Origin of the sequence: Brevundimonas sp. NIBR10 (assembly GCF_027912515.1) — a bacterium.
In the GTDB taxonomy this organism is placed as follows: Bacteria; Pseudomonadota; Alphaproteobacteria; order Caulobacterales; family Caulobacteraceae; genus Brevundimonas.
The window spans coordinates 216357-242417 of the sequence record NZ_CP115464.1 but is presented as its reverse complement, the minus strand read 5'-3'; the positions used below and the strand labels follow the sequence as shown (position 1 = coordinate 242417).

General features: G+C 67.1%; 28 protein-coding genes. 19 read left to right on the top strand and 9 right to left on the bottom strand.

Features of this window, described 5'->3' with window-relative positions:
* The first annotated feature begins 107 nt into the window (after positions 1-107).
* The 3 genes from O5K39_RS01250 to O5K39_RS01240 all read left to right on the top strand — a co-directional run bounded on the left by O5K39_RS01250 (position 108) and on the right by O5K39_RS01240 (position 3029).
* Positions 108-1193, top strand: a complete 1086-nt coding sequence (locus O5K39_RS01250; protein ID WP_271145498.1) for a glycosyltransferase family 1 protein — start codon at positions 108-110, stop codon at positions 1191-1193.
* A 74-nt stretch (positions 1194-1267) separates the two neighbouring features.
* Positions 1268-2578 (top strand): histidine kinase dimerization/phospho-acceptor domain-containing protein, encoded by a 1311-nt coding sequence (locus tag O5K39_RS01245; protein ID WP_271145497.1) that lies wholly within the window; start codon positions 1268-1270, stop codon positions 2576-2578.
* Complete coding sequence (locus O5K39_RS01240; protein WP_271145496.1) at positions 2562-3029, top strand: response regulator; 468 nt, start codon at positions 2562-2564, stop codon at positions 3027-3029. Before O5K39_RS01245 ends, O5K39_RS01240 begins: the two co-directional genes overlap by 17 nt.
* A gap of 4 nt (positions 3030-3033) precedes the next feature.
* Here O5K39_RS01240 and O5K39_RS01235 read toward each other — a convergent pair whose 3' ends face one another.
* From O5K39_RS01235 to phnC, 4 genes are all read right to left on the bottom strand, one after another.
* Positions 3034-4092: a substrate-binding domain-containing protein gene (locus tag O5K39_RS01235; RefSeq protein ID WP_271145495.1), complete on the bottom strand. Its 1059-nt coding sequence runs from the start codon at positions 4090-4092 to the stop codon at positions 3034-3036.
* Between the two features lie 184 nt (positions 4093-4276).
* The gene (gene phnE / locus O5K39_RS19540) at positions 4277-6121 is read right to left on the bottom strand and encodes a phosphonate ABC transporter, permease protein PhnE (RefSeq protein ID WP_348637120.1); all 1845 of its coding nucleotides are present in this window, start codon (positions 6119-6121) and stop codon (positions 4277-4279) included.
* Positions 6122-6188: 67 nt separating this feature from the next.
* A complete protein-coding gene (phnD, locus tag O5K39_RS01220; protein WP_271145494.1) occupies positions 6189-7196 on the bottom strand; it encodes a phosphate/phosphite/phosphonate ABC transporter substrate-binding protein in 1008 nt (335 codons plus the stop codon).
* Positions 7193-8002 (bottom strand): phosphonate ABC transporter ATP-binding protein, encoded by an 810-nt coding sequence (gene phnC, locus O5K39_RS01215; protein ID WP_271145493.1) that lies wholly within the window; start codon positions 8000-8002, stop codon positions 7193-7195. The genes phnD and phnC overlap by 4 nt, the downstream gene beginning before the upstream one ends.
* A 310-nt stretch (positions 8003-8312) precedes the next feature.
* Between phnC and O5K39_RS01210 the strand changes: the two genes are divergently transcribed.
* Both O5K39_RS01210 and O5K39_RS01205 read left to right on the top strand, forming a co-directional pair.
* The gene (locus O5K39_RS01210) at positions 8313-9578 is read left to right on the top strand and encodes a type III PLP-dependent enzyme (RefSeq protein ID WP_271145492.1); all 1266 of its coding nucleotides are present in this window, start codon (positions 8313-8315) and stop codon (positions 9576-9578) included.
* 112 nt (positions 9579-9690) lie between these two features.
* Positions 9691-10743, top strand: a complete 1053-nt coding sequence (locus tag O5K39_RS01205) for a deoxyhypusine synthase (RefSeq protein ID WP_271145491.1) — start codon at positions 9691-9693, stop codon at positions 10741-10743.
* Between the two features lie 16 nt (positions 10744-10759).
* On the opposite strand, the gene mutM is transcribed toward O5K39_RS01205, so the two are convergent.
* On the bottom strand, positions 10760-11623 hold the full coding sequence (mutM, locus tag O5K39_RS01200; protein WP_271145490.1) for a bifunctional DNA-formamidopyrimidine glycosylase/DNA-(apurinic or apyrimidinic site) lyase: 864 nt from the start codon (positions 11621-11623) through the stop codon (positions 10760-10762).
* 182 nt (positions 11624-11805) lie between these two features.
* On the opposite strand from mutM, the gene O5K39_RS01195 reads away from it, so the two are divergent.
* Together O5K39_RS01195 and O5K39_RS01190 are read left to right on the top strand one after the other, a co-directional pair.
* Positions 11806-12654 (top strand): phosphatase PAP2 family protein, encoded by an 849-nt coding sequence (locus O5K39_RS01195; protein ID WP_271145489.1) that lies wholly within the window; start codon positions 11806-11808, stop codon positions 12652-12654.
* Between the two features lie 70 nt (positions 12655-12724).
* Complete coding sequence (locus tag O5K39_RS01190) at positions 12725-14782, top strand: oligopeptide transporter, OPT family (protein WP_271145488.1); 2058 nt, start codon at positions 12725-12727, stop codon at positions 14780-14782.
* Here the strand turns inward: O5K39_RS01190 and O5K39_RS01185 are convergent, their stop codons facing one another.
* Genes O5K39_RS01185 through O5K39_RS01175 form a run of 3 tightly spaced genes read right to left on the bottom strand, consistent with a single transcriptional unit; the run spans position 14783 to position 16009 of the window.
* The gene (locus O5K39_RS01185) at positions 14783-15118 is read right to left on the bottom strand and encodes a transcriptional regulator (protein WP_271145487.1); all 336 of its coding nucleotides are present in this window, start codon (positions 15116-15118) and stop codon (positions 14783-14785) included.
* The gene (locus O5K39_RS01180; protein WP_271145486.1) at positions 15115-15453 is read right to left on the bottom strand and encodes a type II toxin-antitoxin system RelE/ParE family toxin; all 339 of its coding nucleotides are present in this window, start codon (positions 15451-15453) and stop codon (positions 15115-15117) included. Before O5K39_RS01180 ends, O5K39_RS01185 begins: the two co-directional genes overlap by 4 nt.
* Before the next feature lie 25 nt (positions 15454-15478).
* Complete coding sequence (locus O5K39_RS01175) at positions 15479-16009, bottom strand: prolyl-tRNA synthetase associated domain-containing protein (RefSeq protein ID WP_271145485.1); 531 nt, start codon at positions 16007-16009, stop codon at positions 15479-15481.
* A gap of 51 nt (positions 16010-16060) precedes the next feature.
* Here O5K39_RS01175 and O5K39_RS01170 point away from each other — a divergent pair, with 51 nt between their 5' ends.
* The 4 genes from O5K39_RS01170 to O5K39_RS01155 all read left to right on the top strand — a co-directional run bounded on the left by O5K39_RS01170 (position 16061) and on the right by O5K39_RS01155 (position 20178).
* Positions 16061-16801 (top strand): DUF6065 family protein, encoded by a 741-nt coding sequence (locus O5K39_RS01170; protein WP_271145484.1) that lies wholly within the window; start codon positions 16061-16063, stop codon positions 16799-16801.
* Positions 16802-16899: 98 nt separating this feature from the next.
* On the top strand, positions 16900-17748 hold the full coding sequence (locus O5K39_RS01165) for an oxidoreductase (RefSeq protein WP_271145483.1): 849 nt from the start codon (positions 16900-16902) through the stop codon (positions 17746-17748).
* Positions 17749-17823: 75 nt separating this feature from the next.
* Positions 17824-18234, top strand: a complete 411-nt coding sequence (locus O5K39_RS01160; protein WP_271145482.1) for a DUF3597 domain-containing protein — start codon at positions 17824-17826, stop codon at positions 18232-18234.
* Between the two features lie 84 nt (positions 18235-18318).
* Positions 18319-20178 (top strand): DNA polymerase III subunit gamma/tau, encoded by a 1860-nt coding sequence (locus tag O5K39_RS01155; RefSeq protein WP_271145481.1) that lies wholly within the window; start codon positions 18319-18321, stop codon positions 20176-20178.
* A 7-nt stretch (positions 20179-20185) separates the two neighbouring features.
* Here the strand turns inward: O5K39_RS01155 and O5K39_RS01150 are convergent, their stop codons facing one another.
* Positions 20186-20797 (bottom strand): malonic semialdehyde reductase, encoded by a 612-nt coding sequence (locus O5K39_RS01150; RefSeq protein WP_271145480.1) that lies wholly within the window; start codon positions 20795-20797, stop codon positions 20186-20188.
* Positions 20798-20956: 159 nt separating this feature from the next.
* On the opposite strand from O5K39_RS01150, the gene O5K39_RS01145 reads away from it, so the two are divergent.
* The 8 genes from O5K39_RS01145 to O5K39_RS01110 all read left to right on the top strand — a co-directional run bounded on the left by O5K39_RS01145 (position 20957) and on the right by O5K39_RS01110 (position 26050).
* Entirely contained in the window at positions 20957-21286 is a 330-nt protein-coding gene (locus O5K39_RS01145) for a YbaB/EbfC family nucleoid-associated protein (RefSeq protein ID WP_271145479.1), read from the top strand.
* Between the two features lie 4 nt (positions 21287-21290).
* Positions 21291-21908 carry a recombination mediator RecR gene (recR, locus tag O5K39_RS01140; protein ID WP_271145478.1) on the top strand — a complete coding sequence of 206 codons (618 nt, stop codon included), beginning with the start codon at positions 21291-21293 and terminating at the stop codon, positions 21906-21908.
* 12 nt (positions 21909-21920) lie between these two features.
* Positions 21921-22415 carry a DUF29 domain-containing protein gene (locus O5K39_RS01135; protein WP_271145477.1) on the top strand — a complete coding sequence of 165 codons (495 nt, stop codon included), beginning with the start codon at positions 21921-21923 and terminating at the stop codon, positions 22413-22415.
* A 46-nt stretch (positions 22416-22461) separates the two neighbouring features.
* Positions 22462-23691, top strand: coding sequence for a DNA recombination protein RmuC (locus O5K39_RS01130; protein WP_271145476.1), 1230 nt, complete (start codon positions 22462-22464; stop codon positions 23689-23691).
* Between the two features lie 67 nt (positions 23692-23758).
* Complete coding sequence (locus O5K39_RS01125) at positions 23759-24211, top strand: hypothetical protein (RefSeq protein WP_271145475.1); 453 nt, start codon at positions 23759-23761, stop codon at positions 24209-24211.
* A gap of 4 nt (positions 24212-24215) precedes the next feature.
* Positions 24216-24404 carry a helix-turn-helix transcriptional regulator gene (locus O5K39_RS01120; protein WP_271145474.1) on the top strand — a complete coding sequence of 63 codons (189 nt, stop codon included), beginning with the start codon at positions 24216-24218 and terminating at the stop codon, positions 24402-24404.
* Between the two features lie 13 nt (positions 24405-24417).
* Positions 24418-25002: a hypothetical protein gene (locus tag O5K39_RS01115; RefSeq protein ID WP_271145473.1), complete on the top strand. Its 585-nt coding sequence runs from the start codon at positions 24418-24420 to the stop codon at positions 25000-25002.
* Positions 25003-25072: 70 nt separating this feature from the next.
* A complete protein-coding gene (locus O5K39_RS01110) occupies positions 25073-26050 on the top strand; it encodes a TraB/GumN family protein (protein ID WP_271145472.1) in 978 nt (325 codons plus the stop codon).
* Positions 26051-26061 lie beyond the last annotated feature (11 nt).

The window sequence follows — 26061 nt, the reverse complement described above, 5'->3', positions numbered from 1 at the left end:
TCTACTCCTTTCGACGGGGCTCGGGAAAGGGCTGCGATCCGTCTCGCCATCGTCGCACGGACCCGCTAAAGCTTGCGGCTGGATAACGGCGGAGCCTCCCGGCCCTCATGCGCATCGTACTGGCCACCGACGCCTGGGAGCCCCAGGTCAACGGCGTCGTCCGCACCCTGACCCGCACCGTGGCCGAATGCCGCGCGATGGGCCATGAGGTCGAGGTCATCGAACCCAGCCAGTTCAAGACCATACCCTGCCCCACCTATCCCGAGATCCGGCTGGCCCTGGGCGCGGAAGAAGAGATCCGCGAACGGCTGCGCGCCTTCGAGCCCGAGGCGGTCCATATCGCGACCGAAGGCCCGATCGGCATCGCCATGCGGCGTATCTGCGTGGAGTGGAAACTGCCGTTCACGACCAGCTACCACACCAAATTCCCCGAGTACGTCTCGGCCCGTTTCCCGATCCCGGTCCAGGTCGGCTATGCCTATATGAAGTGGTTCCACAAGCCGTCGGGGCGGCTGATGGTGGCGACGCCGACGCTGCGCGACGAGCTGGTGGCGCACGGGTTCAGGAACGTCTCGCCGTGGACGCGGGGCGTGGACACCGAGCAGTTCAACCCGGACCTCGAGCGCATCTATGACCAGTTGGGCGGTGCCGATTGGCCCCGGCCCTTCTTCCTCAACGTCGGCCGGGTGGCGGTCGAGAAGAACATCGAGGCCTTCCTCGAAACCGACCTGCCGGGGACCAAGATCGTGGTCGGCGACGGCCCGGCGCGGGCGGACCTGGAGGCACGGTACCCTGAGGCCAAATTCCTGGGGGCCCGGTTCGGCGAAGAACTGGCGCGATGCTTCCGCGACGCCGACGTCTTCGTCTTCCCCTCATGGACCGACACCTTCGGCCTGGTGATCCTGGAAGCCATGGGTACGGGGACGCCGGTCGCGGCCTATCCGGCGCACGGTCCCATCGACATCATCCCGGGCTCGAACGCGGGCGCTATCGACGACGATCTGAAGGTCGCCTGTCTGAAGGCGCTGGAGTGCGATCGGGGCGCGGTCCGGGCCTATGCGGAAAAGTTCAGCTGGCGCGCCTCGGCCGAACAGTTCGTCGAGAACCTGGAACCCTATCCCGAGCCCCTCCGCGGCCGGTTCTGGCGCCGGCTGAGACGGATCGCGCGGGTACGGCGGCGCGCGGCGGCGTAGGCGAAAGTCACAACGGTCGCTGAAGTTTACCGGGCTTGAACCAAATCAGGCGTTTCCTGTCGCGGGGGAAACCGATGACGCCTGAACAGAAGCGGCAGATCGCCCAGGCGATGCTCAACCGCTCCCGGCAATGGAAACTGCGCGTCGGCGTCGCCGGGGTGGTTTCACTCGTGTTCTTTTCCCTGGCGGGAATTCCGGCAACGGCCGCCTGGTTTGCGGCCTATGCCCTGCTGCATGCTCTCGAGCTCACCATGGGGCCGAACGGCTGGCTCGCGGCCCGGCTCAGAACTGCCTATCCGGCCGCATGCCTCGGCATGGTGATCGCGAGCAATGTGCTGTTCGGGTCTCTGGGAGTGCTTCAGATCTTCTCCGGCTCGATGGCCGGCCTGATCTGCGCCGGCCTGTTGCTGAGCGGCTCTATCGTCAACTCCGTGCTGAACAACCCGGGATCGCGGCAAATGATGCTGGCGGCTGTCCTGCCCCAGGTCTTCTACGCCCTGATGCTGCCGGTCGGCGCGGTGGTGGTTCACCACGATCCTCTCTTCGCCTTGCAGCTTCTTGTGGCCGGCGGCCTGTTGATCGGGTCCTGCTCGGCGACCTGGCGCCATCTGGCTGAGACCTTCGTCGCCATGGAGGCCGCCCAGGCGCTGGCCGAGGACGCCAACCGGGCCAAGAGCGACTTCCTGGCCACCATGAGCCACGAGATCCGCACGCCTCTGAATGGCGTGCTGGGGATGGCCCAGGCCATGGCGGCGGACGAACTGTCAGATCGCCAACGGGAGCGGCTGGATGTCGTGACCCAGTCAGGACAGGCGTTGCTGGCCATTCTCAGCGACGTCCTGGACCTGGCCAAGATCGAGGCGCGCAAGGTGGAGCTTGAGGTGGCCGACTTCGACCTGGAGAGTCTGGTCGAGACGGCCCAGGCGACGTTTCGCGTCAATGCCGAGGCCAAGGGGCTCGTTTTCCAGACCCGGATCGACACGGATGCCCTGGGGACATGGCGCGGGGACCCGACCCGACTCTGTCAGGTCCTGTCCAACCTGATCTCGAATGCGGTCAAGTTCACGGAGACCGGGCGGGTGCTGGTGACCGCCGGTGTCGTGGCGGGGCGCCTGCGTCTGGTGGTCGAGGATACAGGCCCGGGCGTGACCCGGCCCAGATGCAGCAGCTGTTCGCCAAATTCGTCCAGGCCGATGCGTCCACGACGCGGAAGTACGGGGGACAGGGCTGGGCCTGTCGATCTGCCGCGAGCTGGCCCTGCTGATGGACGGATCGATCATCGCCGATCATGTGGTCCCGCACGGTCTGCGTTTCACCTTCGACGTTCCGCTGATCCGCATCGCCGCGCAGCGTCCCTCCCGGGCGGCCGTGGCCGTGATCGCTGAGGAAGACGTGCCGTCAGACCCGGGGCGGACCCTGCGTGTCCTGGCGGCGGAGGATCATCCGGTGAACCGGCAGGTGCTGACGCTCCTGCTCGGCCAGGTCGGCATCGTTCCCCATATCGTCGAGGATGGCCAACAGGCGGTTCAGGCCTGGCGAGACGGCGCGGTGGACGGCCCCTGGGACCTGATCCTGATGGATGTGCAGATGCCGGTGATGGACGGGCCCACGGCGGCGCGCCTGATCCGCGAGGCCGAACGGACCGGGGGTTGCGCGCGGGTGCCGATCATCGCCCTGACGGCCAATGTCATGACCCACCAGCTTGACGATTACAGACAGGCCGGGATGGACGGTTTCGTCGCCAAGCCGATCCAGGTCGAGGCCCTTCTGTCCGGGATCGAGACTGCGCTGGCACGGCGGGATGCGGCCACCCCCGTGGCCCGGGCAGCCGTCTGACGCCCTATTTCGCCGGTGCGGACATCGGCGTCAGCGCCATGGCGATGGCGCGTTGCTCGGCCAGTTCGGGCGCGGGCAGGGGGACCAGACCCCGGTCCTGCATATAGCCGCCACGCCCGGCCGAGGCGTCGCTCATCAGTTCGGCGACATAGAGTTGCAGCCCCGGGATGACCCCGACGTGGGCCTTCTTCACATAGATGTAGAGGCTGCGGGCCAGGGGGTAGGAGCCGTCGGCGATAGTGTCCACGCTGGGCATCACGCCGTCGATGGTCTCGGCCTTCACCGTATCGAGGTTCTGCTCCAGGAAGGAAAAGCCGAACACGCCCAGCGACCCGGGCGTCCGGGTCAGGGTCTGGACGATGGCGTTGTCATTCTCGCCGGAATCGACCCAGGCGCCGTCCTCGCGGATGGTGTGGGTCAGGCTCTCGAACCTTTTCGAGTCACCGGCGAAGGCGTTGGTAGCCGGCACCAGCTTGCCGCCCGCCGCCATGCCCAGTTCCAGGAAGGCGTCGCGGGTGCCCGAGGTCGGGGGCGGGCCATAGACCTGGATGCGCTGTTCGGGCAGGCCGAGATTGACGTCGCGCCATGTCCGCTTCGGATTGGTGACGAACTGACCGTTCGCGTCGGGAACGGTCTGGGCCAGGCCTTCGTACAGGTCGTTGAGCTCGAAGTTGAAGCTGTTGCCGTTCCGGGCCGTGGCCACGACGATGCCGTCGTAGCCGATCTTGAGCTCGACGATCTCGGTGACGCCGTTCTTCTGGCACAGCTCGAACTCGGACTTCTTCATCGGACGCGAGGCGTTGGCGATGTCCGGGGTGGTCGGACCGACGCCCTGGCAGAAGGCCTGGATTCCGCCGCCGGTGCCCAGCGATTCGACGCGGGGGCTGGCGTTGCCGGGATTGTTGCGCGCGAAATTCTCGGCGACGCGGGTGGCGAACGGGAAGACGGTCGAGGACCCCGCCGCCCAGATGCCGGTGCGTTGGCCCGAGCCGGTGTCGCAGGCGGCGAGGCTGATCAAGCTGAGGCCCGCGATCGCGGAGAGGGTGCGAAGTGTCAAGTTCATGGCTTGTGACGCATTAGATCAGCTTTGTGACGCTTTGAACTTTCACCTCCGCTCATCCTGGCGAAAGCCGGGATCCAGAGCTTTCGTGAGTCAGTGCGCCGGATCAGGACCTCGTCTCACCACGCCCGCTGATCGCCCAAGGAACTGGGTCCCGGCTTTCGCCGGGATGAGCGGGTTCCAAGGATTACAGCAGCCGCTTGCGCATCGCCTGGCTCAGCATGTCGATCAAGGTCACGGCGACGATGATGATCAGGGCGATGGTCGAGACGGTGCGGTATTCGAACGCCTGAAGGCTCTCGAACAGGGCCTGGCCGATGCCGCCGGCGCCGATCAGGCCGAGCACGGTCGCCGCCCGGCTGTTGGACTCGAATCGATACAGGGCGAACGAAGTCCACAGGGGAGCCACCTGGGGAATGACGCCCCAGACGATCTCGTGCAACCGGTTGGCGCCGGTCGCCTTGACGCCTTCGATCGGGCCCTTGTCGATCGACTCGACCGCCTCGGAGAACAGTTTGGCGAGAACGCCTGCGGTGTTCAGCGCGATGGCGAGGACGCCGGCGAGCGGCCCCAGGCCCACGGCGACGATGAACAGGGTGCCGATGACCAGGTCGGGGATCGAGCGCAGCAGGTCCATGACCCGTCGCACGGGCCAGACCAGCCAGGCCGGCGACAGGTTGCGCGACGCCATCAGGGCCAGGGGCACGGCCAGGAAGACCGCCAGGAAGGTGCCCCACAGGGCGATCTGCACCGTCAGCCACATCTGGCCGACCAGGGGCTTCCAGTCGGTGAAGTCGGGATTGAGGAAGTCCCGGCCGTAGTTGCTCATGTTCTCGGTGTTGGAGAACAGGGTGGTGATGTTGGGCAGGTCGACCCGGTTGAAGGCGGCTATCAGGATGATGGCGAACCCGCCCCACAGCAGGATGTCCAGCGACCATGCCGCCAGCGGTTTGGTCGGCGGGGCCGGAACGACGGACGGGTCGCCGACGACCGCCGCCCTCTTGGGCAGCAGGTTCATGATGATGGCGAAGACGGCCAGCAGGCCGATCAGCAGGAAGGGCGTCGACTGGAACAGGGTCTTCGTCGCATCCACCTTGGGCGGCGCGACGTCGGAGGCCCGGCCCTCGCGCCGGGCCTGGTCGGCCTTCATCTCGCGGATGGGGTTCAGATAGGTGTCGTCAGCCTCGCGGAACTGCGAATAGTTGAGGCCTTCCATGACCGTGCGCTGACGCGCGGAGTCAGGCCCGGCACCCTGGCCGTAGGTGACGAAGAACTCGCGGATCTTCGCCTTCAGGTCGGCGGGCAGGTCCTTGCGCAGGACGATGCCGGATTCCGGGATCGGCGGCGACTCCCAGATGGTCTCGATCTGGTCGGCGATCTGGGGGTTCTGGCGGCGCAGGAAGATCAGATTGACCGAGTTGGACGTCGCCACATCGACCTGGCCGTTGGCGATCGAGAAGGAGTTTGCCTGATGGTTGGCCGAACGGACGGTCGAGAAACAGGCGCTGGGGGTGATGTTCCGGGGGCCGAAGAAATAGGTCAGGGGGGCCAGGGTGCCCGAGGTCGACTGGGCGTCGCCGATGCCGAAGGTGTAGCGTTTTCCGCACCGGGCCACGTCATCGACGGTGATGCCCGAACCCTTCTTCACGATCAGGGTCGAGGTGTAGGAATCCTTGCCTTCGGTATCGACGGTGCGGGCGATGACCTCGCCCTGCGACCGGTCGATGGCCTGGACGGCGGGCAGAGCCGAGAACCAGCCGATCTGGGCCTGGTTGGCGCGCATGGCCTCGACCAGAACGCTGTAGTTTGTGGCGAAGATGGGCTCGACCGGAATGCCGATCTCGCGCTCCAGATCATCCAGCAGCGGTTGCCACAGCGGGCCGGACGACGCCTGGCCCTCAGCCGACAGGACGGTGAAGACGATCTTGGTCGGCCGCTCCGGCTGGGCCTGGGCGAGTGCGGCCGGAACCGGGCCGAACATCAGGGCGGCGGCCGCAAGAAGGCCGAAAACGAGAAGGCGAAGTCGGGTCATGCCGAAGGTATCCCGGGTGCGGCCTGATCCAGGTCGCGTATGAAGGTCAGAGGGGCGCCGATCGCCGTCATGGCTGGATTTCCCGCTTGGCGCGCAGGGCCTTGAGGCCCGCTTCGGCACGCGCCGCCGCCGCCTGGTCGCCCGAGGCGCGCGCAGAGGTCAGGGCCTGGTCGGCCGCCAGTTCGCGCACCGGGTCCAGATAGTCGTCATCGGCGGCGATGAAGCGGGAATAGTTGAGCGCGGCCAGTACCTGGCGCTGACGGGCGGCCCGGCTGCTGTCGCCGCGTCCATAGGCGAGGAAGAAGGTACGGATCTTTTCCTTGACCACTGGATCGATGTCCGGGCGCACCAGGATGCCGCTTTCGGGGATGGGCGGGGACGACCACAGGGTCTCGATCTGGGCGGCCAGAACCGGGTTCTGGCGTTCCAGCGCCGCGCTGGTCGCCGTGTTGGAGGTGGCCACGTCCAGGACGCCCGTGGCGACCTCGAAGGCATTGCGCTCATGGTTGGCGGTGCGGACCGACTTGAAGCAGGCCTCGGGGCGGATGTTGCGCGGATTGAACAGGAAGACCTGGGGCGCCAGGGTGCCGGAGGTAGACTGGGCGTCGCCGGAGCCGAAGCTGTAGCGCGCGCCACAGGCCAGGACGTCCTGGAGCGTGATGCCCGCGCCGCGCCGCACGATCAGGGTGGAGCGATAGCTGGCCTCGCCGTCGGCATTCACCGTGCGCGCGACCACCTCGGCCGATCCGGCATCAACGGCTTGGACCGCCGGGCCGGGCGACAGCCAGGCCGCCTGGACCTGTCCGCGCCCGAGTTCGCCCAGCAGTTCGGCGTAGTCGGCGGTGAAGCGGGGCTCGACGGGCACGCCGATGGTCTGCGACAGGTCATCCAGCAGGGGCTGCCACAGGGGCGCGGCCGAGGCCTGGCCCTGGGCCGACAGGATGGCGAAGGCGATGCGTTCGGGCGCGCGCGGATTGGACGACGACCGGTCACCACATCCCGCCAGAAGCAGGCCGGCAGCGGCCACCAGGGTTCCTGCGACGAGGCCCCAGCCGGACCTGTGGCCTCGGTTCACGCCGTGGCTTCCCAGAAGGCGTCCTCGAACTCGGGGCCGTAGATGTCGATGAGGGTCCTGGTGTCCAGACCGGTCGAAGGACCGTCATAGACGACCTTCCCGGCCTTCAGGGCGATGACCCGCTCGCAATAGCGGATCGCATAGTCGACCTGGTGCAGGGTGACGATGACGCCCATGCCGTCGCGCCGGTTCAGCTCGACCAGAAGTTCCATCACCTTGCGGGCCGAGACGGGGTCCAGGGATGCGACCGGTTCGTCGGCCAGGATGGCGTGGGCCCCCTGGACGATGGCGCGGGCGATGGCGCCGCGCTGCTGCTGGCCGCCCGACAGGGTGTTGGCGCGCTGGGCGGCATAGTCGGACACGCCGACGCGATGCAGGGCCGCCATCGCCTTCTGCTGGTCCGCAAGAGGCCAGACGCCGATCAGACCCCGCCAGGACGGCAGGCGCCCCAGTGCACCCAGCATCACATTGGCGAACAGGCTGAGACGGCCGACCAGGTTGAACTGCTGGAAGATCATGCCCAGCCGGACGCGGCAGCGGCGCACGGCACTGGTGGTGCGGCCGTCCTTCTGGACCGTCGTGCCGAACACCTGGATCGTGCCTTTGCCGCCGTCGATCGACTGAAGGCCGGTGATGGACCGCAGAAGGGTGGACTTGCCCGACCCCGACGGACCGATCAGGGCGACCATCTCGCCGTTGGCGACGCTGATGGACACGCCGTCGAGCGCCTTGCGCGCACCGAAGGTCTTCGAGACGTCTCGCGCCATGACGAGGCCGGCGTCGGCGGCTGGGCTTGAGGCGGTCATCAGGCTCGCTGGATCGGCTGGAAAGCTCGGGAGCCGGGGCGCGACGTGGGCGATCCGGCAAGTCTTAATGCCACGCGGGCCGCTGCGGCGTCCAGTGGCGTGGCACGGCGCGACCTCCGTATTGTCCGGTCCCGGAGTTTTTCAGGCCCGGCAAGGGTTTGGCGGGCGTCACCATTCGCGCAGGCCACGAAAAAACCGCTTTACATGACAGTCCCGTGACCCTAAATCGCGCCTTCCGGCGGACCCCGTAGGTCTACACGTTGCGCTGCTAACGCCGGCTGGGTTTAACAATTACAGGGGTTTACGTGAATTGCGCACGTATCATTTTCCCCTGGACCTGGTCCGCGAGCGGTCCCCTGAACGCCCCGTCGCACTCGTGCGGCCGCGTTCGGTTTCCGTAGCGGCGCGCTGGTTCCAGGATAATCTCAAGGCCGACGTCTTCTATGCTGTGAAGGCCAATCCGTCCGCGTGGGTCATTCAGACTCTCGTCGACGCTGGCGTGACCGGGTTCGACGTCGCATCGCTTGCCGAAATCGAGCTGGTCCGCTCGGTCAGCGCCAATGCGCGTCTGGCCTTCATGCATCCGGTCAAGAGCCGGTCGGCGATCACGCGCGCCTATTTCGATCACGGCGTCCGGACCTTCTCGCTCGACTGCGAAGACGAGCTGCAGAAGATTCTCGACTGCACGGGCGGGGCGACCGATCTGAACCTGATCGTGCGCATGGCGGTGTCCGCAGAGGGCGCGGCCTATACGCTGTCGGGCAAGTTCGGCGTGTCGACCGATCAGGCTCCGGCCCTGCTGCTGTCGGTTCGCCGCGCGGTGGTCGACGGCCTGATGGGCGTGTCCTTCCACGTCGGGTCGCAGTGCATGCGTCCGACCGCCTACCAGGCCGCCATGGCCCAGGTCGGGCGTTCGATCAGCCGTGCCGGCGTCATCGTGGACATCGTGGATGTCGGCGGCGGCTTCCCCTCGGTCTATCCGGGCATGGTCCCGCCGGACATGAGCGAATATGCCGACGCCATTCATCGCGGCTTCAACGAGATGCCCGTGTCGGAAACGACCGAGCTGTGGTGCGAGCCCGGCCGGGCCCTGGTCGCCGAATCCTCGTCGATCCTGGCGCGCGTTGATCTGCGCAAGGGCGACGCCCTGTATCTGAACGACGGGTCCTACGGCTCGCTGTTCGACGCGACCCACTCGCGCTGGCCCTTCCCGACCAAGCTGGTCCGGGACGGCGAGGCCTCGGCCGATCTCAAGCCGTTCCAGTTCTATGGACCGACCTGCGACTCGATCGACCACATGCCCGGCCCGTTCTGGCTGCCGGCCGACATCCGTGAAGGCGACTTCATCGAGATCGGCATGCTGGGTGCCTATGGTGTGGCGATGTCGACGGGCTTCAACGGCTATGGCGAGCACGATCTCGCCGTCGTCGAGGATGCCCCGATGGCCTCGCTGTACGGCCTGGCCCCGCGCTCCATCCCCACCGTGCGCACCACGGCAGAAGAAGCGGCCCGCAAGGTCGTTCGTCTGTCGCGGCCCAAGGGCAAGGCCGGTCAGCGCAAGAAGGCCCGCCGCTAGGGCCTGGCGCTAAACCGTCATGTTTCGGTTCTAATCAGCAGCGGCCCGTCGCTCCGTCCGGGCCGCTGCTTACTTTGACGACGGGCGCTCAAACCAAAGGGAAACCCTTGCAATGAACGCTCCCGTTCAGTCCAACACCAAGGCTCAGCTGCTCCAGAACGTCGTCGAGCACATCGACATCACGTCCTTCGACGCCCGCCCGATCATCGATTCGATGCGCAAGATGAGCTTCAGCTCGCGCGACACGGCCCGGGCCGCCGACATCTTCTCAATGGCCATCGAGGACGCCGACTGCTCGCCTTGGCTGATCCTGGCCGGTTCGACCTCGGCCGGCGGCTGCATGCATGTGTACCGCGACATGGTGAAGTTCGGCATGATCGACGCGATCGTGGCCACCGGCGCCTCCATCGTCGACATGGATTTCTTCGAGGCCCTGGGCTTCAAACACTATCAGGCCGCCGGTGAGGTGGACGACAACGTCCTGCGCGACAACTACATCGACCGGATCTACGACACCTATATCGACGAGGAAGAGCTCCAGAACTGCGATCACACCATCCTGGAGATCTGCAACGCCCTGGAGCCCCGCGCCTATTCCAGCCGCGAGTTCATCTGGGAGATGGGCAAATGGCTGTCGGAAGGCAACGCCAAGAAAGAGGGCTCGCTGATCCAGACCGCCTATGAAGAAGGCGTGCCGATCTTCTGCCCGGCCTTCGTCGACTCTTCCGCCGGTTTCGGTCTGGTCAAGCACCAGAAGGAGCGGATCGCGGCGGGCCAGCCCTATCTGATGATCGACGCGGTCGCCGACTTCCGCGAACTGACCGACATCAAGATCGCGGCGGGCGTCACCGGCCTGTTCATGGTCGGCGGCGGCGTTCCGAAGAATTTCGCCCAGGACACGGTCGTCTGCGCCGAGATCCTCGGCATCGAGGCCGAGATGCACCGCTATGCGGTCCAGATCACGGTCGCCGACGTCCGCGACGGGGCGTGCTCGTCCTCGACGCTGAAAGAGGCGGCTTCGTGGGGCAAGGTCCAGACCACCCACGAACAGATGGTCTTCGCCGAGGCGACCACCGTCGTGCCGCTGATCGGCTCCGACGCCTATCATCGCGGTGCCTGGAAGAACCGCGACAAGCGCCGCTGGGCCAAGCTGTTCGGAAAATAATCCTCTGTCGCCCCGGCTACCGTTTCTGGCAGCTGGGGCAGTAGAAGGTGGATCGGCCGGCCTGCACGATGCGTCTGACCGCACCGTTGCAGGCCTCCGCCGTACAGGGCTCTCCTTCACGGCCATAGACGTCGAACCGGTGCTGGAAATAGCCCTGTCCGCCGTCGGCATTGGCAAAGTCGCGCAGGGTCGAGCCCCCTGCCGCGATGGCGTCGTTCAACACGTCGCGCACGACGCGAGACAGGGTCTCCAGCCGGGGTTTTGACACCTTCCCCGCCGCGATCAGGGGCGAGATGCGCGCCCGGTACAGGGCCTCGCAGACATAGATGTTACCCAGACCCGCCACATTGCGCTGGTCGAGCAGACTGACCTTGATGTTCTGCTTCTTGCCGTCGAAGGCCTGAGCCAGATGCACGCCTGAGAAGGCATTGCCGAGGGGTTCGGGCCCCAGGGCCCTGAACCACGGATGATCCTCCACGGCCCCGGTCGGGATCAGGCCCATGAAGCCGAAGCGTCGGGCATCGGCGAACCCCACCCGGGTCGTCGTGTCGCCGCGCACGGCGCAGAAACTCATGTGCTCGTGTTTGCCCGCGATCGGGGCCGGTTCCTCGAACTCCCCGACCTGGGCCCCGTCCAGGGTGAAGCGGCCGGTCATGCCCAGATGGGTGATCCAGGTCTCGCCGGTCGACAGGGCAGCCAGCAGATATTTGGCGCGCCGGTCGATCCGTTCGACGATCGCCCCCTCCAGCCGATCCACGAACCGCTCCGGGAACGGAAACCGCAGGTCCGGCCGGTTCTGGCGCACGCGGGTCAGCCGTGCCCCGACCAGAACGGGCTCCAGGCCACGCCGGACGGTTTCGACCTCGGGAAGTTCAGGCATGTCCGTACCCTAGACGGGGCCGTCTTCGGGGAGAAGTCGTCTCAAGCTTGACCATTCGGACCGGGGCGGAGCAACCGTCGCGGGACGGTCGACAAACCGCCTTGGCCACGTCGTCGAACCGTGGCGCCCCTGACGCCGAACCCCGTCACACGATCCCGGAGTGCGCGGTTCGGGGGGATCGGTTGGACATACCCATTCACGGTGAGGTCGTCAGGCCGGACAGGGCCCTGATCGCGGCGGCGGCGCGTCGCGCGCGTCGGATGCTGGCCCGGCTGCGGGTCTCGGTCGAGGCGGGGCTGAGGCCGGGCGACCCGGTCGCTTTGGCCCTAGTGGCGGTCGTGGTCCTGTCGGTCTATTTCCTGATGTTTCCGGGCGTGGATCTGGCGGTCACGGCAGCCTTCCATCGTGCCGACGAGGGCTTTCCGCTCTCCGGCGATCCCCTCCTTCGCGGCCTGCGCAAGAGTTCGACCTGGGTCTTGGCCGGTCTGCTGGTGGTCGCGGCGGTGATCCTGATCCCGCGTCGATGGTCGGCCCGGGCGGCGGGTCGGACATCGCCGGGCCGGCGACGCAACGGACTCTTTTTGTTGGTCGGGCTCGTGGTCGGACCCGGATTGGTCGTCAACAGCGTCTTGAAGTCCGCATGGGGGCGCGCGAGACCGATCCAGACCGATCTGTTCGGCGGCGACGCCGCCTTCACCGAGGTCTGGCGGATCAGCGATGCGTGCCGGGACAACTGTTCGTTCGTTTCGGGCGAGGCGTCATCCGCCACCTGGATGGTCTGCGCCGTCCTGCTGATGACGCCCAAACCATGGAGGCTGGCCGCCGTCTCGGTGGCCTGTGTCTACGGCGCCGCGCTGTCGCTAAACCGTGTCGCATTCGGCGGTCACTATCTGTCGGACGTGCTTCTGTCCTGGGCCATCACCGCCCTGGTGCTGGCGGTTCTGCACCGAGTGATGGCCGCCGCCCCGATGCGTGGCCGGCGACCCCTGCCGGTGCTGAAGCGCCGCGTTTCCGGCATCGCCGTCGCCTGAGCCGCAAGACCGGGCGTTGCGCCGGACCGGAATTCCGGCTTACCTCCGCCGTTCGAGAGGGACCCACGACATGACCGACACACTTGCCCCCGCATCGACCGTCAAACGCGTCGAACTGACGATCCGGGCCCTGGTCCTGGGGTGTCTGCTGGCGGTGATCTTCACGGCCGCCAACACCTATCTGGGACTGAAAGTGGGGCTGACGTTCGCCTCGGCCATTCCGGCGGCGGTCATCTCCATGGCCATCCTGAGGATGTTCAAGACCTCGACCATCTGGGAGAACATGACCGTCCAGACCGTGGCGTCGGTCGGCGGGGCCATGAGCTCGATCATCTTCGTCCTGCCTGGACTGGTCATGGTCGGGTGGTGGCTGGAGTTTCCGTTCTGGGAATCGGTGCTGATCTGCGTGTTCGGCGGCGTGCTGGGCGTGACCTTCTCCATTCCCTTGCGCCGTGCGCTCGTGGTTGATGCGGGCCTGCCCTATCCCGAAGGCGTCGCGGCGGCCGAGGTCCTGACCGTGGGCTCGCGCGGTGCCGAACAGACCGACGCTGCCGTGCGCGAGAACAAGGCCGGACTGTGGGTGGTCATCACCGGTGCCGTCATCTCGGCCGGATATGCCCTGCTGGTCGCGGGCCGGGTGTTCGCGGGCGAGGCGGCGCGGTTCCTCAAGCTTCCGGCGGCGCTCGGCGGCGGGGCGACGGGACTCGGATTCGGGATGCAGTTCGCCCTGCTGGGCGCGGGCCACCTGATCGGCCTGACCGTGGGTCTGGCCCAGGCGTTCGGCCTGCTGCTGGCCTGGGGTATCGCGGTGCCGATCCTAACAAGCCCCGATACCATCGCCTGGCTGACGGCGCACGGCATTCCCTCCATCGCCACCACGCTCGAGCCGGGCGTGGCCGCCGAGGAACTGGCCTCCACCGTCTGGCGGCGTGAGGTCCGGTTCATGGGGGCGGGCGTCATCGGCGTCGCGGCGATCTGGACCCTGATCAAACTGGCCGGGCCATTGATCGGCGGGCTGACCTCGGCCCTGGCCGCCAACCGCCGCCGCAACTCGGGTGAGGTTCTGGCCCGGACCGAACAGGATATCCCCATCAACATCGTCGCCGGCCTGTCGGTCGCCTGTCTGATCGGCATCGGCGGCCTGCTGGCCTGGTTCGCCCAGGGCAACGCAACCCTGGCGGGATCGACGGCGCTGCTGGTCGCCGGCGGCCTGATCTATGTGGTCATCATCGGCTTCGCGGTGGCGGCCATCTGCGGATACATGGCCGGGCTGATCGGGTCGTCGAACAGCCCGGTGTCGGGCGTCGGAATTCTGGCCATCGTCATCGCCTCGGTGCTGATGCTGGGGGTGCTGGCCATCGCGGGACTGCCCGCCGATCCCTCGGTCGTGGCCTTCGCCCTGATCGTCACGGCGGTGGTCTTCGCGGTCGCCGTCATCGCCAACGACAACCTTCAGGACCTGAAGACCGGCCATCTGGTCGAGGCCACACCCTGGCGGCAGCAGACCGCCCTGATCGTCGGCGTGGGCGCCGGTGCCATCGTCATTCCCCTGATCCTGAACCTGCTGAACAAGGCCTTCGGTTTCGAGGGCGGGCCGGCGGGGATCGCCGACGCGCCCTTGGCCGCGCCCCAGGCGACGCTTATCTCGGCCCTGGCCAAGGGCGTGATCGAGGGCGGCCTGCGCTGGGACCTGATCGGCATCGGCGCGGTGATCGGCGTCGTCATCATCGTGCTGGACATCGCCCTAAACGCCACGACCAAGGGCAAGATCAAGTTGCCGCCTCTGGCCGTGGGGATCGGCTTCTACCTGCCGGCCGCCGTGACCACGATGCTGGTCATCGGCGCGGTCTGCGGCTGGGTCTATGACCGGGCCATCAAGACCACCCGGTTCGCCGACGTCGGCCGCCGGATGGGGGTTTTGCTGGCATCCGGCCTGATCGTGGGCGAGAGCCTGTTCCTGGTCATGACGGCAGGGGTCATCGTCTTCACCGGCAATGACGCGCCCTTCGCCATGCTGCCCGAGGACTCGGCCTGGCCGGCCATGCTGTCGGGCATCGTCGTCTTCGCCGCACTGGTGTTCGGCCTCTACAGCTGGATCAGGAAGGTGTCGGCGAAGGTCGAGGGCTGATCAGGCGGTCAGCAGGTCGTCGATCACGTCAGGTCGTCGCTCGATGATGGTGAGCAGCAGTCGGTTGGCCTTTTCCGGAGGCTTGCGGTTCTGCTCCCAGTCCCGCACCGCACCGGGCGAGAAACCGTATCGGGCCGCGAACGCCACCTGCGACAGGCCGGTTCTGGACCGGATCGCCTTGACGTCCACCCGGTCGGGGACAGCGACCCTGTGAAGGACATAGCTGTCCGAGGGCGCGACGCCGTCCAGAATGGCCTTGGCCTCGGCCAGTCCGGCCATGATGCGATCGTGGTCTTCGTCGCCGATGTCGATGGCGGGTCGTCTCGTCTTGCTCATGGTCGCTTTCCGCTTTTCAGGGTCTTGGCCGCATCCTTCATCGCCGCCAGCGCGCGCGGGGTGAAGTTGGCCGCATTGGATTTCGACAAGACCGCCAGCAGGACCACGGGGGCATTGTCGCTCACATAGAGTGTCACCACCCGATAGCCGCCCGACTTGCCGCTGCCTTCACGAGGGACGCGGACCTTGTAGAGGCCACCGCCCAGGGACACGCCGCCGGTCGGGTTGGCGGCAATGATGTTGATGGCCGTCGTGATCTCCGCTTCCGTCATGCCTTCGGCCCTGGCCTGGGCGGTGAAGGCGGCGGTCTGGGCGACAACGATCAGCACAGGCACAATGTACGGCCGGGCCGTACTTCCGTCAAGCGCCGGTAGGTCGATCGAAATCCGCCACGATCGGCTCGCGGTCCAGCAGGGCCAGGAACCGCCGGAACGCCGCCTGATCCAGCGCGGTGGTCGCCGTGTTCACGAGCGGGTGGAAGTTGACGATGTCCGCGTCCCAAAGGCGGCGGTCGAGGACGAAGGTGACCTGTCGCTCTGTGTCGTTGATGAGGCCCAGGGCTGTGACGGAGCCGGGGCGGACGCCAAGGGTCGCCCACATCAACTCCGGACTGGCGAACGAGAACCGGCCCGTGCCCGGCGGCGCGCCGATCAGGGCGGGGACGCGGTTCAGGTCGATCACCGTGTCCTGGGCCGCGGAGATCAGCCACAGCCTGGACTTCTTGTCCTTGAGGAACAGGTTCTTGGTGTGCAGACCGGGCATCCCGGCCTTGAGTTCAAGGCCCTCCTCGACCCTGAACACGGCCGGGTGGTCATGCGTCGTCTGGGCGATGGCGTTGTCGGCCATCCAGGCCAGCAGGCCGTCGCGATCACAGGCAGGTTGAGGGATCATGCGCAGCCGGGCTAAGGGTTGAGCGACCTCGATACCGACTGGAGACGCGTCTTGGAACTGGAATGCTATCCGATGACCGGGACGCCGCCGGATCTGATCCCGGGGCGGCAGTCGCGCAACTGGATGGACGCCTTCATCTCGCGGCACCCCTATCGCTGCCTGCCGCTGAACATGGCCAATACGACGGGGTGGGAAATCCTGTGCCCGTTCGGTTTCTCGGCCGAGTGGAACGGCGGGCCCAGCCAGAACGACATCACCATCACCCCCGACCGGCCCAACCCCCAGGCCGACCATTTCGTGACCTCGCACTTCTCGCGCGGGGTGCTGACCATGCACCCCCAGTATCTGTTCAGGACGCCGCCCGGCTGGGGCATGACCTGTTCGGGGTCGCCAAACCACGTCAAGGACGGGATCCAGGCCCTGGTCGGGCTGATCGAGACCGACTGGCTGCCGTTCCCGTTCACGATGAACTGGATCTTCACCCGGCCGGGCCGGATCAAGTTCGAGAAGGGCGAGCCCTTCTGCTTCATCAACCTGGTCCAGCACAAACAGGTCGAGGAGTTCCAGCCGGTGATCCGCTCGCTGGAGTCCAACCCGGTGATGAAGGGTCAGTTCGAGGCCTGGAACCGCCAGAGGACCGACTTCAACAAGCGGCTGGCGTCGGGCGATCCCGATGCGGCCAAGGAGGCCTGGCAGCGGTTCTACTTCAAGGGCGAACTGCCTGAAGACCTCGGCGCGGCCCCGGAAAGCCATTCCAACAAGCGACGCCTGAAAATGCCCCGCGTGGGATGAGGCCTGGCTTCGCCGGGTTCCGCGATACGGACGACGGACGGTTGCCAGATTCGTTGTCCTTCCCCACCTGAGCGGCTTGCCGCAAACGGAGCTCGCACATGGCCGACCACGACACCCCCGTCTGGCTCATTACCGGCTGCTCGACCGGGCTCGGGCGCGAACTGGCCGAGGCGTTGATCGCCGGCGGCTATCGCCTAGTGGCGACGGCCAGGAACACCGAAGACATCGAAGATCTGGCGCGGATGGGGGGTGATCGGGTGCTGGCCCTACCGCTCGACGTCACCGACGACGCCCAGGCCGAGGCTGCCGTCGCCCAGGCGCTGGCGCGGTTCGACCGCATCGACGTGCTCGTGAACAACGCCGGGATCGGCTATTTCGGGGCCATCGAAGAGAGCGTCGAGGCCGAGGTTCGGCGGATATTCGAGATCAATTTCTGGGGCCTGGCCCGGATGACCGAAAAGGTCCTGCCGTCGATGCGCGTGCGGCGGGCCGGGACGATCGTCAACATCTCGTCGGTCGGCGGCATCCGGGCCTCGGCGGGCGTTGGCTATTACAACGCGACGAAATTCGCCGTCGACGGCTGGTCCGAGGCCCTGGCGACCGAGGTCAATCCGCTAGGCATCCGCGTCCTGATCGTCGCGCCGTCGGCGTTCCGTACGGACTGGGCCGGACGTTCCGCCAACGAGATCGTCGATCCGATCGAGGACTATGCCGCCACCGCCGGCGCGCGACGGGCACAGGTCCGGGGCTGGTCCGGGGCCCAGCCCGGCGATCCCAAACGCGCGGCCAAGGCGATCATCGACGCCGTCGAGGCCGAGACCCCGCCGCTCCGCCTGCTGCTCGGCAAGATGGCCCTGCAGGGCGGCCGGGCCAAGATCGAGGCGCTGAGGGCCGATTTCGACGCCTGGGCCGATGTGACGGAAGGCGCGGACTTTCCGCCGACTTAGGTTCCCTCTGTCTTCGGAGAGGGAACCGTTACGCTTGCGGATCGCTCCTGTCGCTCAACGGCAGGAGCGGACTTCATGAGCATTCTCGGCAACATCCTCGGCGGCATCTTCGGGCGCAAGAAGGACGACGAACCAAAGGCGGCCCCGGCCCCTACGCCTCAGCCCGCACCAACCGCCCCGGCTGCCTCGACGCCGGCCCCGGCTCCGACATCGCCGGCTGCCGCTGAACCGATCGACGTCGCCGGCATCCTCGACTTCAAGAACAGCGTCCGCGACGAGAAGCTGAACTGGCGCACCTCGATCGTCGATCTGATGAAACTGCTGGGGCTGGAAAGCTCGCTGGCGGAGCGCAAGGAACTGGCCGACGAACTGGGCTATACTGGCGATAAGTCAGACTCTGCCAGCATGAACATCTGGCTGCACAAACAGGTGATCCAGAAGATCGTGGACAACGGCGGGCAACTGCCCCGCGACCTGACCCCCTGATTCAGGGGTGCTACGGGGCGGCGTCTGGCGGCTTGAACGCGTTCGGAGTCGCATCGTCGGGCGGGTTCGCGGTAGGTTCGCCGCATGACCGACATCGACCTTGATTCCGGCGATCCGCCCTGGGCGGAAGACGACGCGCCCGAGCGGGACGACAACACCGACGACATGTTCGGTGCGCCTGCGGCTGCGCCGGTCGCGGCGGTAGTGGCTGACCTCAAGTCAGCACCCGCGCCGGTTCCCGTCACCTCGCCCGTGCCCGTGCCCGTCGAGGGCGACGGCGAGGCCTATACGGTCCTCGCGCGCAAGTACCGGCCGCGGACCTTCGAGGACCTGATCGGGCAGGAGGCGATGGTGAGGACGCTCACCAACGCCTTCGCCACCGGCCGGATCGCCCACGCCTTCATGCTGACCGGGGTGCGGGGGGTCGGCAAGACGACCACCGCGCGGCTGTTGGCCCGGGCGCTGAACAACGAGACCGACGTCATCGACCGGCCCTCGCTGGAGCTGACCGCCTTCGGTCGCCACGACGCGGCGATCATGGCGGGCCAGCATATGGACGTCATGGAGATGGACGCCGCCAGCCATACCGGCATCGAGGGCATTCGGGACATTATCGAGAGTGTCCGCTATGCCCCGGTCGAGGCCCGCTACAAGGTCTATGTGCTCGACGAAGTGCACATGCTGTCCAACAACGCCTTCAACGCCCTGCTGAAGACGCTGGAAGAGCCGCCGCCCCACGCCAAATTCATCTTCGCCACCACCGAGATTCGCAAGGTGCCGGTGACGATCCTGAGCCGCTGCCAGCGGTTCGACCTGCGCCGCGTCGAGCCCGAGATTCTGGTCGAACACCTGTCGCGGATCGCCGGCAAGGAGGGCATGAAGGTCGAGGACGACGCCCTGGCCCTGATCGCGCGGGCCGCCGAGGGGTCGGTGCGCGACGGCCTGTCCCTGCTGGATCAGGCCCTGGTCCAGGGCGAGCGCGGCGAGACGGTCAAGACCGAGGTCGTGCGCGACATGCTGGGTCTGGCCGACCGCAGCCAGACCATCGCCCTGTTCGAACAGATCATGGCCGGCCGCACGCCCGAGGCGCTGGAGAGCTTCCGGACGCTCTACGGCTACGGCGCCGATCCGGTGCAGATCACCAACGATCTGCTGGAACATTGCCACGCGGCCTCGGTGGCCAAGATGCTGGGGCCCGATGCGACGCGGCTGCCGGCCGATCAGGCGCGGACCCTGGCGGCGCTGGGAGCGGCGATCTCGGCCGGGACCCTGTCGCGCACCTGGCAGATGCTGCTCAAGGCCCTGGACGAGGTGCGGCGTGCGCCGAGCCCCGCCGATGCGGTCGAGATGGCCATCGTCCGCCTGGCCTATGCCGCCGACCTTCCGGGACCGGAGGAGGCGCTGAAGGCGTTGCAGAACGGGGAGGTTCCGGGTGGCGCGGGGCCGCGTGGTGGTTTGGGCGGCGGTTCAGGTGGCGGTGGGGGAGGGGCCTCGGCCCAGATGGCCCCGCGCGCGGCGGCCCGACCCAGCCTGCCCGACCCCCAGACGTTCGAGGCCACGGTCGCCCTGATCGGAGAGAAGCGCGAGATCGCGCTGAAGCTCGACGTCGAACGCTATGTGAAGCCGGTGTCGTTCAAGCCGGGGGCCATCGTCTATGAGAGCGGCCCCGGCGCGCCCGTCGGCCTGGCCCAGCGGCTGGCCGGGCGGCTCAAGGAGTGGACCGGCCGAACCTGGCTGATTGCCGCCAACGGCCAGGGCGGCGGCGAGACCCTGATCGAACAGGAAAAGCGCGGCCGGGCCGAGGAACGTGCCGAGGTCGAGGCCGACCCCTTCGTCACCGCCGTCATGGCCGCCTTCCCGGGCGCGAAGATCACCGACATCAAGGCCCTGGCCCCCGCCGTCGAAATGCCGGCGATCCCGGACGACGACGGGGACGAGGACTGAACGAGGTTCAGAGAATCTTCGCCGCGTCCTCGAACGCCAGCCGCGGCGAACGGGGGAACAGGTTCACGTCGGTGCCGTAGCCCAGGTTGAGGATGAAGTTGGGCTCGACGTTCGGCTCGGGGAAGAACTCGGCCTTCACCCCCGCCGCGTCGAATCCCGACATCGGGCCGACGTCGAGGCCCAGGGCCCGGGCCGCGATCATGAAATAGCCGCCCTGGAGCGAGGCGTTGCGGAAGGCGCCTTCCTTGCGCGCGGCCTCGTCGGCGAACCAGTTCTTGGCGCCCGGCGCATGCGGGAACAGATAGTCCAGATGTTCGTGAAAGGCGTTGTCGGTGGCGATGATGACGTTGACGGGGGCCTTCAGCGTCTTGGCCTGGTTGCTGCCGCTCATGAAGGGCGAGAGCCGCGCCCGGGCCTCGGGCGTCGTCAGGAAGATGAAGCGCGCAGGGGTCGAGTTCACCGCCGTCGGGCCGAACTTGGTCAGATCATAGAGTTTGCGCAGCAGGGCCTCGGGCACCGGCCGATCGGAAAAATCGTTGCGGGTGCGGGCCTCGGTGAACAACTGGGCCAGGGCGGTCTCGTCGAGGGCGACGTCGCGAGTGGAGGGATCATAGGCCATGGGGAGTTCCGGTGAATTGGAAACAGATGCGGTTGCTAAATAGTCCTGTGACGCGCCGGCGCAAGACCAATCCCGGCAATGCAGCGTTTCCGGTCGGGGGATCAAGTCCGCCGACGTCGCCCCCTGTTGCAGCGCACCACTTCGGCCTATCTAAAGGCCATGAAAGACCTCAACTCCCTCATGCAACAGGCCCAGGCGATGCAGCAGAAGCTGCAGGACGCCCAGGCCAGGATGGCCGAATCTTCCGCGTCCGGCACCTCGGGCGGCGGGCTGGTGACCGTGGCGCTGAAAGGCCCCGGCGAGATGACCGGCGTGACCATCGACGACAGTCTGCTGGTGCCCGGCGAGGGCGAGATCCTGGCCGACCTGATCGTCGCCGCCCATGCCGACGCCAAGCGAAAGCTGGACGAGATCAACAACGGCCTGATGCGCGACGCCGCCGGGCCGCTGGCCGGGATGAACATCCCCGGCATGCCGAAACTGTTCTGACGTCTTGGCCGCCTCCGCCGGACCCGAGATCGAGCGGTTGATTTCGCTTCTGGCCAAACTGCCGGGGCTTGGGCCCCGGTCGGCCCGGCGGGCGGCGCTGCAACTGCTGAAGAAGCGCGAGCAACTGCTGGTCCCGCTCGCCGCCGCCATGGCCGAGACGGCGGAGAAGGTCTCGTCCTGTTCGGTCTGCGGCGCGCCCGACACCCGCAACCCCTGCTCGATCTGTTCGGACCCCAACCGCGACAACGGCCTGATCTGCGTGGTCGAGGAGGCCGGCGCCCTGTGGGCTATGGAGCGGTCGGGCGCGTTTCGCGGCAAGTATCATGTCATGGGCGGGCTCCTGTCCGCGCTGGACGGCGTGGGGCCCGACGACCTGCGGGTCGCCGAACTGGTCGGCCGGGCGCGGAGCGGCGTAGGAACCGACGGCGCCGTTCGTGAGGTGGTCCTGGCCCTGCCGGCCACCGTCGATGGCCAGACCACGGCCCATTATCTGGCCGAACGGCTGGCGGGCTCGGGGGTCGAGGTGACCTCCCTGGCGCGCGGCGTTCCGGTCGGCGGCGACCTCGACTGGCTCGATGACGGCACTATCGTCCAGGCCCTTCGAGCCCGGCGTCCGGCGTGATACAGTCGGACTATGGCCGACGATCTGCACAAGCTTGAAGCCGCCTCACAGACCGACCTGTACGAGCGCGACTATCTCGCCTGGACCGAGGTTCAGGCGCGTGCGTTGCGTGCCCGAACGGGCGGCGAGAATGCTCTCGACTACGACAATCTCGCCGAGGAGATCGAGGATTTGGGCAAGTCGGAATACCGCGCCTGCGAAAGCCAGATCGAGAACATCCTCGAGCACCTTCTGAAGATTGAATTCGTCGGGCCGATGCAGACGATCCCGCACTGGCGCAAGGAACTTCGCCAGTTTCGCCGTGATCTGAACAGGCGATTGACGCTCACGATCGAAAATCGCTTGCGGCCAGATACTGCGGAGGCGTTCGAAGACGTCCTCAAGGGTCTCGTGACCGGCGGGATGATCAAATCCGTCGATGACGTAACAGGCATCCGCGCAGGATATGATTGGGCCGAGATCATCGACCGTGACTGGTATCCCGAACCTCGGTATGGCGAAGCCTGAACCGATGCGCCTTTCCCGGAGGGCCGACTCCGTCTAGGAACGGAGCATGAACACGCTGGTCCCTGTCCTTGCCGCCATCGCCGCCGCCCTCGGCGCGGCGTTTCTGTGGGCCTTCATGGGGTGGCAGAAGGCGAAGGCGGGCCTTGAGGCGGCCGGTCATCGCATCCAGCTGATCGAGGAAAGCCGCGTGACCATGGGCGATCTGCTCAGGGCCCAGGCGGCGCAGTCGGCACAGGCCATCGCCGACCAGATGGTGACCCGCGCCACCGAGACCTTCCAGGCGCAGGACCGCGTCGCGCAGCAGCGGATGGAGGCCCAGCTCAAGCCCGTCGCCGACACGCTGAAGGCGTTCCAGGAACATGTTTCGGCTTTGGAAAAGGTCCGCGTCGAGGAGACCGGTGGCCTCAAGGAGCAGTTGAGCCTGCTGATGACGGCGTCGTCGGCGACCCGCGACGAGGCCCGCAGACTGACCGAGGCCCTGCGCGGCAATACCGGGCGACGCGGACGCTGGGGCGAGCAGACCTGTCGCAATGTGCTTGAGGCGGCGGGCATGGCCGGGCGTTTCGACTTCACCGAACAGACGTCGGAGCTCAATGACGAAGGCCGACAATCGCGGCCCGACTTCATCGTCAAGCTTCCCGGGGGCGGCATGTTCGTGATCGACGCCAAGGTGTCGCTGGCCTTCGCCGACGCGACCGATGGCGACGAGGACGCCCAGGCCCGCGCCGCCTCCCTGCGCACCGCCGCCAGCATGAAGACCCACGTGCGCCAGCTGTCGTCCAAGGCCTATCAGGACCAGTTCAAGCCCAGTCCCGACTTCGTGGTGATGTTCGTGCCCGGTGACGCCTTCCTGTCGGCCGCTCTGGACCATGAGCCCGACCTGATGACCCAGGCGATGGATTCGCGTGTCGTCATCGTCACCCCCACCACCCTGTTCGCCCTGTGCAAGGCCGTCGCCTATGGCTGGCGGGCCGAGGAACAGTCGAGAAACGCCGACGAGGTCGCCCGGCTCGGCCAGGAGCTCTACAAGCGTCTGGCCGCCATGGGGGGACACGCCGCCGCCGTGGGCCGGTCGCTGGACGGTGCGGTCGCCCACTACAACAAGCTGGTGGGGTCGCTGGAGAGCCAGGTCATGGTTCAGGCCCGTCGGTTCGAGGATCTTCAGGTCAACCATGAGGGCCGTTCCCTGCCGGAACTGACCGCGATCGATCAGTCCCCTCGCGTCCTGACCCGGCCCGAGCTTGTGGCGTCGGATGAAATCCGCAAACTCGTCTGACAAGGCTGCTTGACAGTCCGATGGCGTGATGTAAAACACCCTTGTCCAAACGACAGGGGAGTTTGTCATGGCCAAGGGGCTTTGGGGTGTGATCGGCAAGAGCGTGCTGGGGCTGCTCGGCCTGCTGGTTCTGCTGTTCGTGACCGGTGTCGCTTTCGGCTACATGTCCGCTCACGGCGTGATGACCTCGGACGACGCCGTGGTATGGATCATGACCATTTTCGCCGTGCTGGTGATGATCGGGTCGCTGTGGGTCGGTGTGGCCTGGATGCGTTCGATCGACGAGGCGGCGCGCGAGGCGCACAAGTCGGCCTGGTACTGGGGTGGCACGGCTGGAATGGCGGTCGGCGGGGTCGGCGTCATCCTGTCGGGCCTGGACCAGGCCGAGGCGCTGCGTTTCGTCGTCTCGGGCCGAACGGACCCCGCCGCCTATATGGCCGCCGGAGCCATGCTGATGCTGCTGCTCATGCTGGCCGGCTACACCATCGTCTGGGCGTGGTGGTGGCTGGCGCGGCGGTGATGTCATGAACAACCGCCTCAAGGTCCTTCGCGCCGAACGCGACTGGAGCCAGGCCATGCTGGCCGAACAGCTCGGCGTGTCGCGCCAGACCGTCAACGCTCTGGAGACGGGCCGTTACGACCCCTCATTGCCCCTGGCCTTCAGGATCGCCCGCGTCTTCGGCCAGCCCATCGAAGCCATTTTCTCGGAATAGGGAGGAACCGTTCATGCACACCGAAACAACCGCCCGTCGGCCCGTCTGGCAAAGAGTGCTGGGCATCGTCGCCCTCGCCGGAATGGGCGCGCTCAGTGGATACGCCCTGGCCGGGCTTGGCCGCGACGTCATTGGCGGCTGGGAGGACGAGGTGGCCATGTTGATGGCCGTCAGCCTGACCGCCATGGCGGTGGTCAGTGCCGGCGTGATGGCGACCCGACCCCGGGACGTGCCCAGGGGATGCGGCCTGCTCCAGATCGTCGTCCTGCTGCTGGCGGGCGTGATGTTCGCCCTGCCGGTTTTCGGGACCAGAATGCTCGACCCGAACCTTGTGTTCGCGATCATCCTCGGTCTGCTGGCCGTCCAGACCGTCGCCAATCTGATGCTGTGGCGTGCCGCCGACGAGATGCTGCGCCGGGTCATGTCCGAGACCAGCGCCATGGCCTTCTGGGCGCTTCAGACGGCCCTGTTCGTCTATGCCGCCGCCGAACGGCTTGGCCTGATCGACGGCCTGACCGCCTGGGGCATGACCGGCATCCTGATGGGGGTCTATCTGGCCGCCTCGATCGTCGCCTCGGTCCGGCGGGGCATGACCTGAACGGCCGTCCGGCCCGCCCCTTTCTTTTTCGCCTCTTCCATCCTTCACGCTGACCACAAGGATTTCAGCCATGACCACGCTTGCTCGCCTCAAGACTTCCGTCGCCGATCTGGGCCGCTTCGCCGGAGGGTCGATCCTCGGCCTGGCTCTGGCCGCCGCCCTCGTGGCCGCCCCCGCAAAGGCTTTGGCCCAGGCCGCGCCGGCGACCGCCGCTGCCGCCCCGGCCGCCGTCCTGCCCGCCACGGGATCGGGCCCGGCCCTGTGGGTGATCAAGGACGCGGATTCGACCCTCTATCTGTTCGGCACGGTCCATGTGCTGCGCCCCACCACGGCCTGGGGCTCGGCCAAGGTCGACGCCGCCTTCGCCGCGGCCTCGGATGTCTATTTCGAGATCTCCAACCCCGACGATCAGGCCGCGATCCTGCCCCTGATCCAGCAGTACGGCATCTCGCCCCAGACGCCCCTGTCCAGCCTGCTGACCCCCGCCGAGATCGCCGACCTGGACGCCGCCGCAAAGACCATGGGCGCTTCGGCGGCCCAGCTCGATCCCCTGCGTCCCTGGATGGCCGGACTGACCCTGTCAGTCGCCCCCCTGATCAAGGCCGGCTACGATCCAGCCTCGGGCGTCGAGGCGATCCTCAAGGCTCGCGCCCAGGCCGGCGGCAAGCCCGTCCACGGATTCGAGACCCTCGATGAACAGGTCCGCGTTCTGGCCACCCTGTCCGAAGACGCCCAGCTGCAGTTCCTGCGCAGCACGCTGGAGTCCTTCGACGAAGCGACGACCGAACTGGACGGCCTCGTCACGGCCTGGGCCACCGGCGACGTCGCCCAGATCCAGGCCCTGGGCGTGGACGAGATGAAGACCACCGCGCCGGCCATCTATGACGCCCTGCTGACGCGCCGCAACGCCGGCTTCGCCGACGATATCCAGGGCCTTCTGGCCGGATCGGGCACCGCCTTCATCGCGGTCGGCGCCGCCCACCTCGCCGGACCCGACAGCGTCCAGGCCATGCTGGAAACGCGCGGCGTCACCGTCGAGCAGCAGTAGGCCGCGCGAAA

What these genes read in the sequence shown, in the direction of transcription:
- O5K39_RS01250 (WP_271145498.1), top strand. Translation starts at nt 108, where the DNA reads ATGCGCATCGTACTGGCCACCGACGCCTGGGAGCCCCAGGTCAACGGC.
- O5K39_RS01245 (WP_271145497.1), top strand. Translation starts at nt 1,268, where the DNA reads ATGACGCCTGAACAGAAGCGGCAGATCGCCCAGGCGATGCTCAACCGC.
- O5K39_RS01235 (WP_271145495.1), bottom strand. Translation starts at nt 4,092, where the DNA reads ATGAACTTGACACTTCGCACCCTCTCCGCGATCGCGGGCCTCAGCTTG.
- phnE (WP_348637120.1), bottom strand. Translation starts at nt 6,121, where the DNA reads ATGACCCGACTTCGCCTTCTCGTTTTCGGCCTTCTTGCGGCCGCCGCC.
- phnC (WP_271145493.1), bottom strand. Translation starts at nt 8,002, where the DNA reads ATGACCGCCTCAAGCCCAGCCGCCGACGCCGGCCTCGTCATGGCGCGA.
- O5K39_RS01205 (WP_271145491.1), top strand. Translation starts at nt 9,691, where the DNA reads ATGAACGCTCCCGTTCAGTCCAACACCAAGGCTCAGCTGCTCCAGAAC.
- mutM (WP_271145490.1), bottom strand. Translation starts at nt 11,623, where the DNA reads ATGCCTGAACTTCCCGAGGTCGAAACCGTCCGGCGTGGCCTGGAGCCC.
- O5K39_RS01190 (WP_271145488.1), top strand. Translation starts at nt 12,725, where the DNA reads ATGACCGACACACTTGCCCCCGCATCGACCGTCAAACGCGTCGAACTG.
- O5K39_RS01185 (WP_271145487.1), bottom strand. Translation starts at nt 15,118, where the DNA reads ATGAGCAAGACGAGACGACCCGCCATCGACATCGGCGACGAAGACCAC.
- O5K39_RS01175 (WP_271145485.1), bottom strand. Translation starts at nt 16,009, where the DNA reads ATGATCCCTCAACCTGCCTGTGATCGCGACGGCCTGCTGGCCTGGATG.
- O5K39_RS01165 (WP_271145483.1), top strand. Translation starts at nt 16,900, where the DNA reads ATGGCCGACCACGACACCCCCGTCTGGCTCATTACCGGCTGCTCGACC.
- O5K39_RS01160 (WP_271145482.1), top strand. Translation starts at nt 17,824, where the DNA reads ATGAGCATTCTCGGCAACATCCTCGGCGGCATCTTCGGGCGCAAGAAG.
- O5K39_RS01155 (WP_271145481.1), top strand. Translation starts at nt 18,319, where the DNA reads ATGACCGACATCGACCTTGATTCCGGCGATCCGCCCTGGGCGGAAGAC.
- O5K39_RS01150 (WP_271145480.1), bottom strand. Translation starts at nt 20,797, where the DNA reads ATGGCCTATGATCCCTCCACTCGCGACGTCGCCCTCGACGAGACCGCC.
- O5K39_RS01145 (WP_271145479.1), top strand. Translation starts at nt 20,957, where the DNA reads ATGAAAGACCTCAACTCCCTCATGCAACAGGCCCAGGCGATGCAGCAG.
- O5K39_RS01135 (WP_271145477.1), top strand. Translation starts at nt 21,921, where the DNA reads ATGGCCGACGATCTGCACAAGCTTGAAGCCGCCTCACAGACCGACCTG.
- O5K39_RS01130 (WP_271145476.1), top strand. Translation starts at nt 22,462, where the DNA reads ATGAACACGCTGGTCCCTGTCCTTGCCGCCATCGCCGCCGCCCTCGGC.
- O5K39_RS01125 (WP_271145475.1), top strand. Translation starts at nt 23,759, where the DNA reads ATGGCCAAGGGGCTTTGGGGTGTGATCGGCAAGAGCGTGCTGGGGCTG.
- O5K39_RS01120 (WP_271145474.1), top strand. Translation starts at nt 24,216, where the DNA reads ATGAACAACCGCCTCAAGGTCCTTCGCGCCGAACGCGACTGGAGCCAG.
- O5K39_RS01115 (WP_271145473.1), top strand. Translation starts at nt 24,418, where the DNA reads ATGCACACCGAAACAACCGCCCGTCGGCCCGTCTGGCAAAGAGTGCTG.
- O5K39_RS01110 (WP_271145472.1), top strand. Translation starts at nt 25,073, where the DNA reads ATGACCACGCTTGCTCGCCTCAAGACTTCCGTCGCCGATCTGGGCCGC.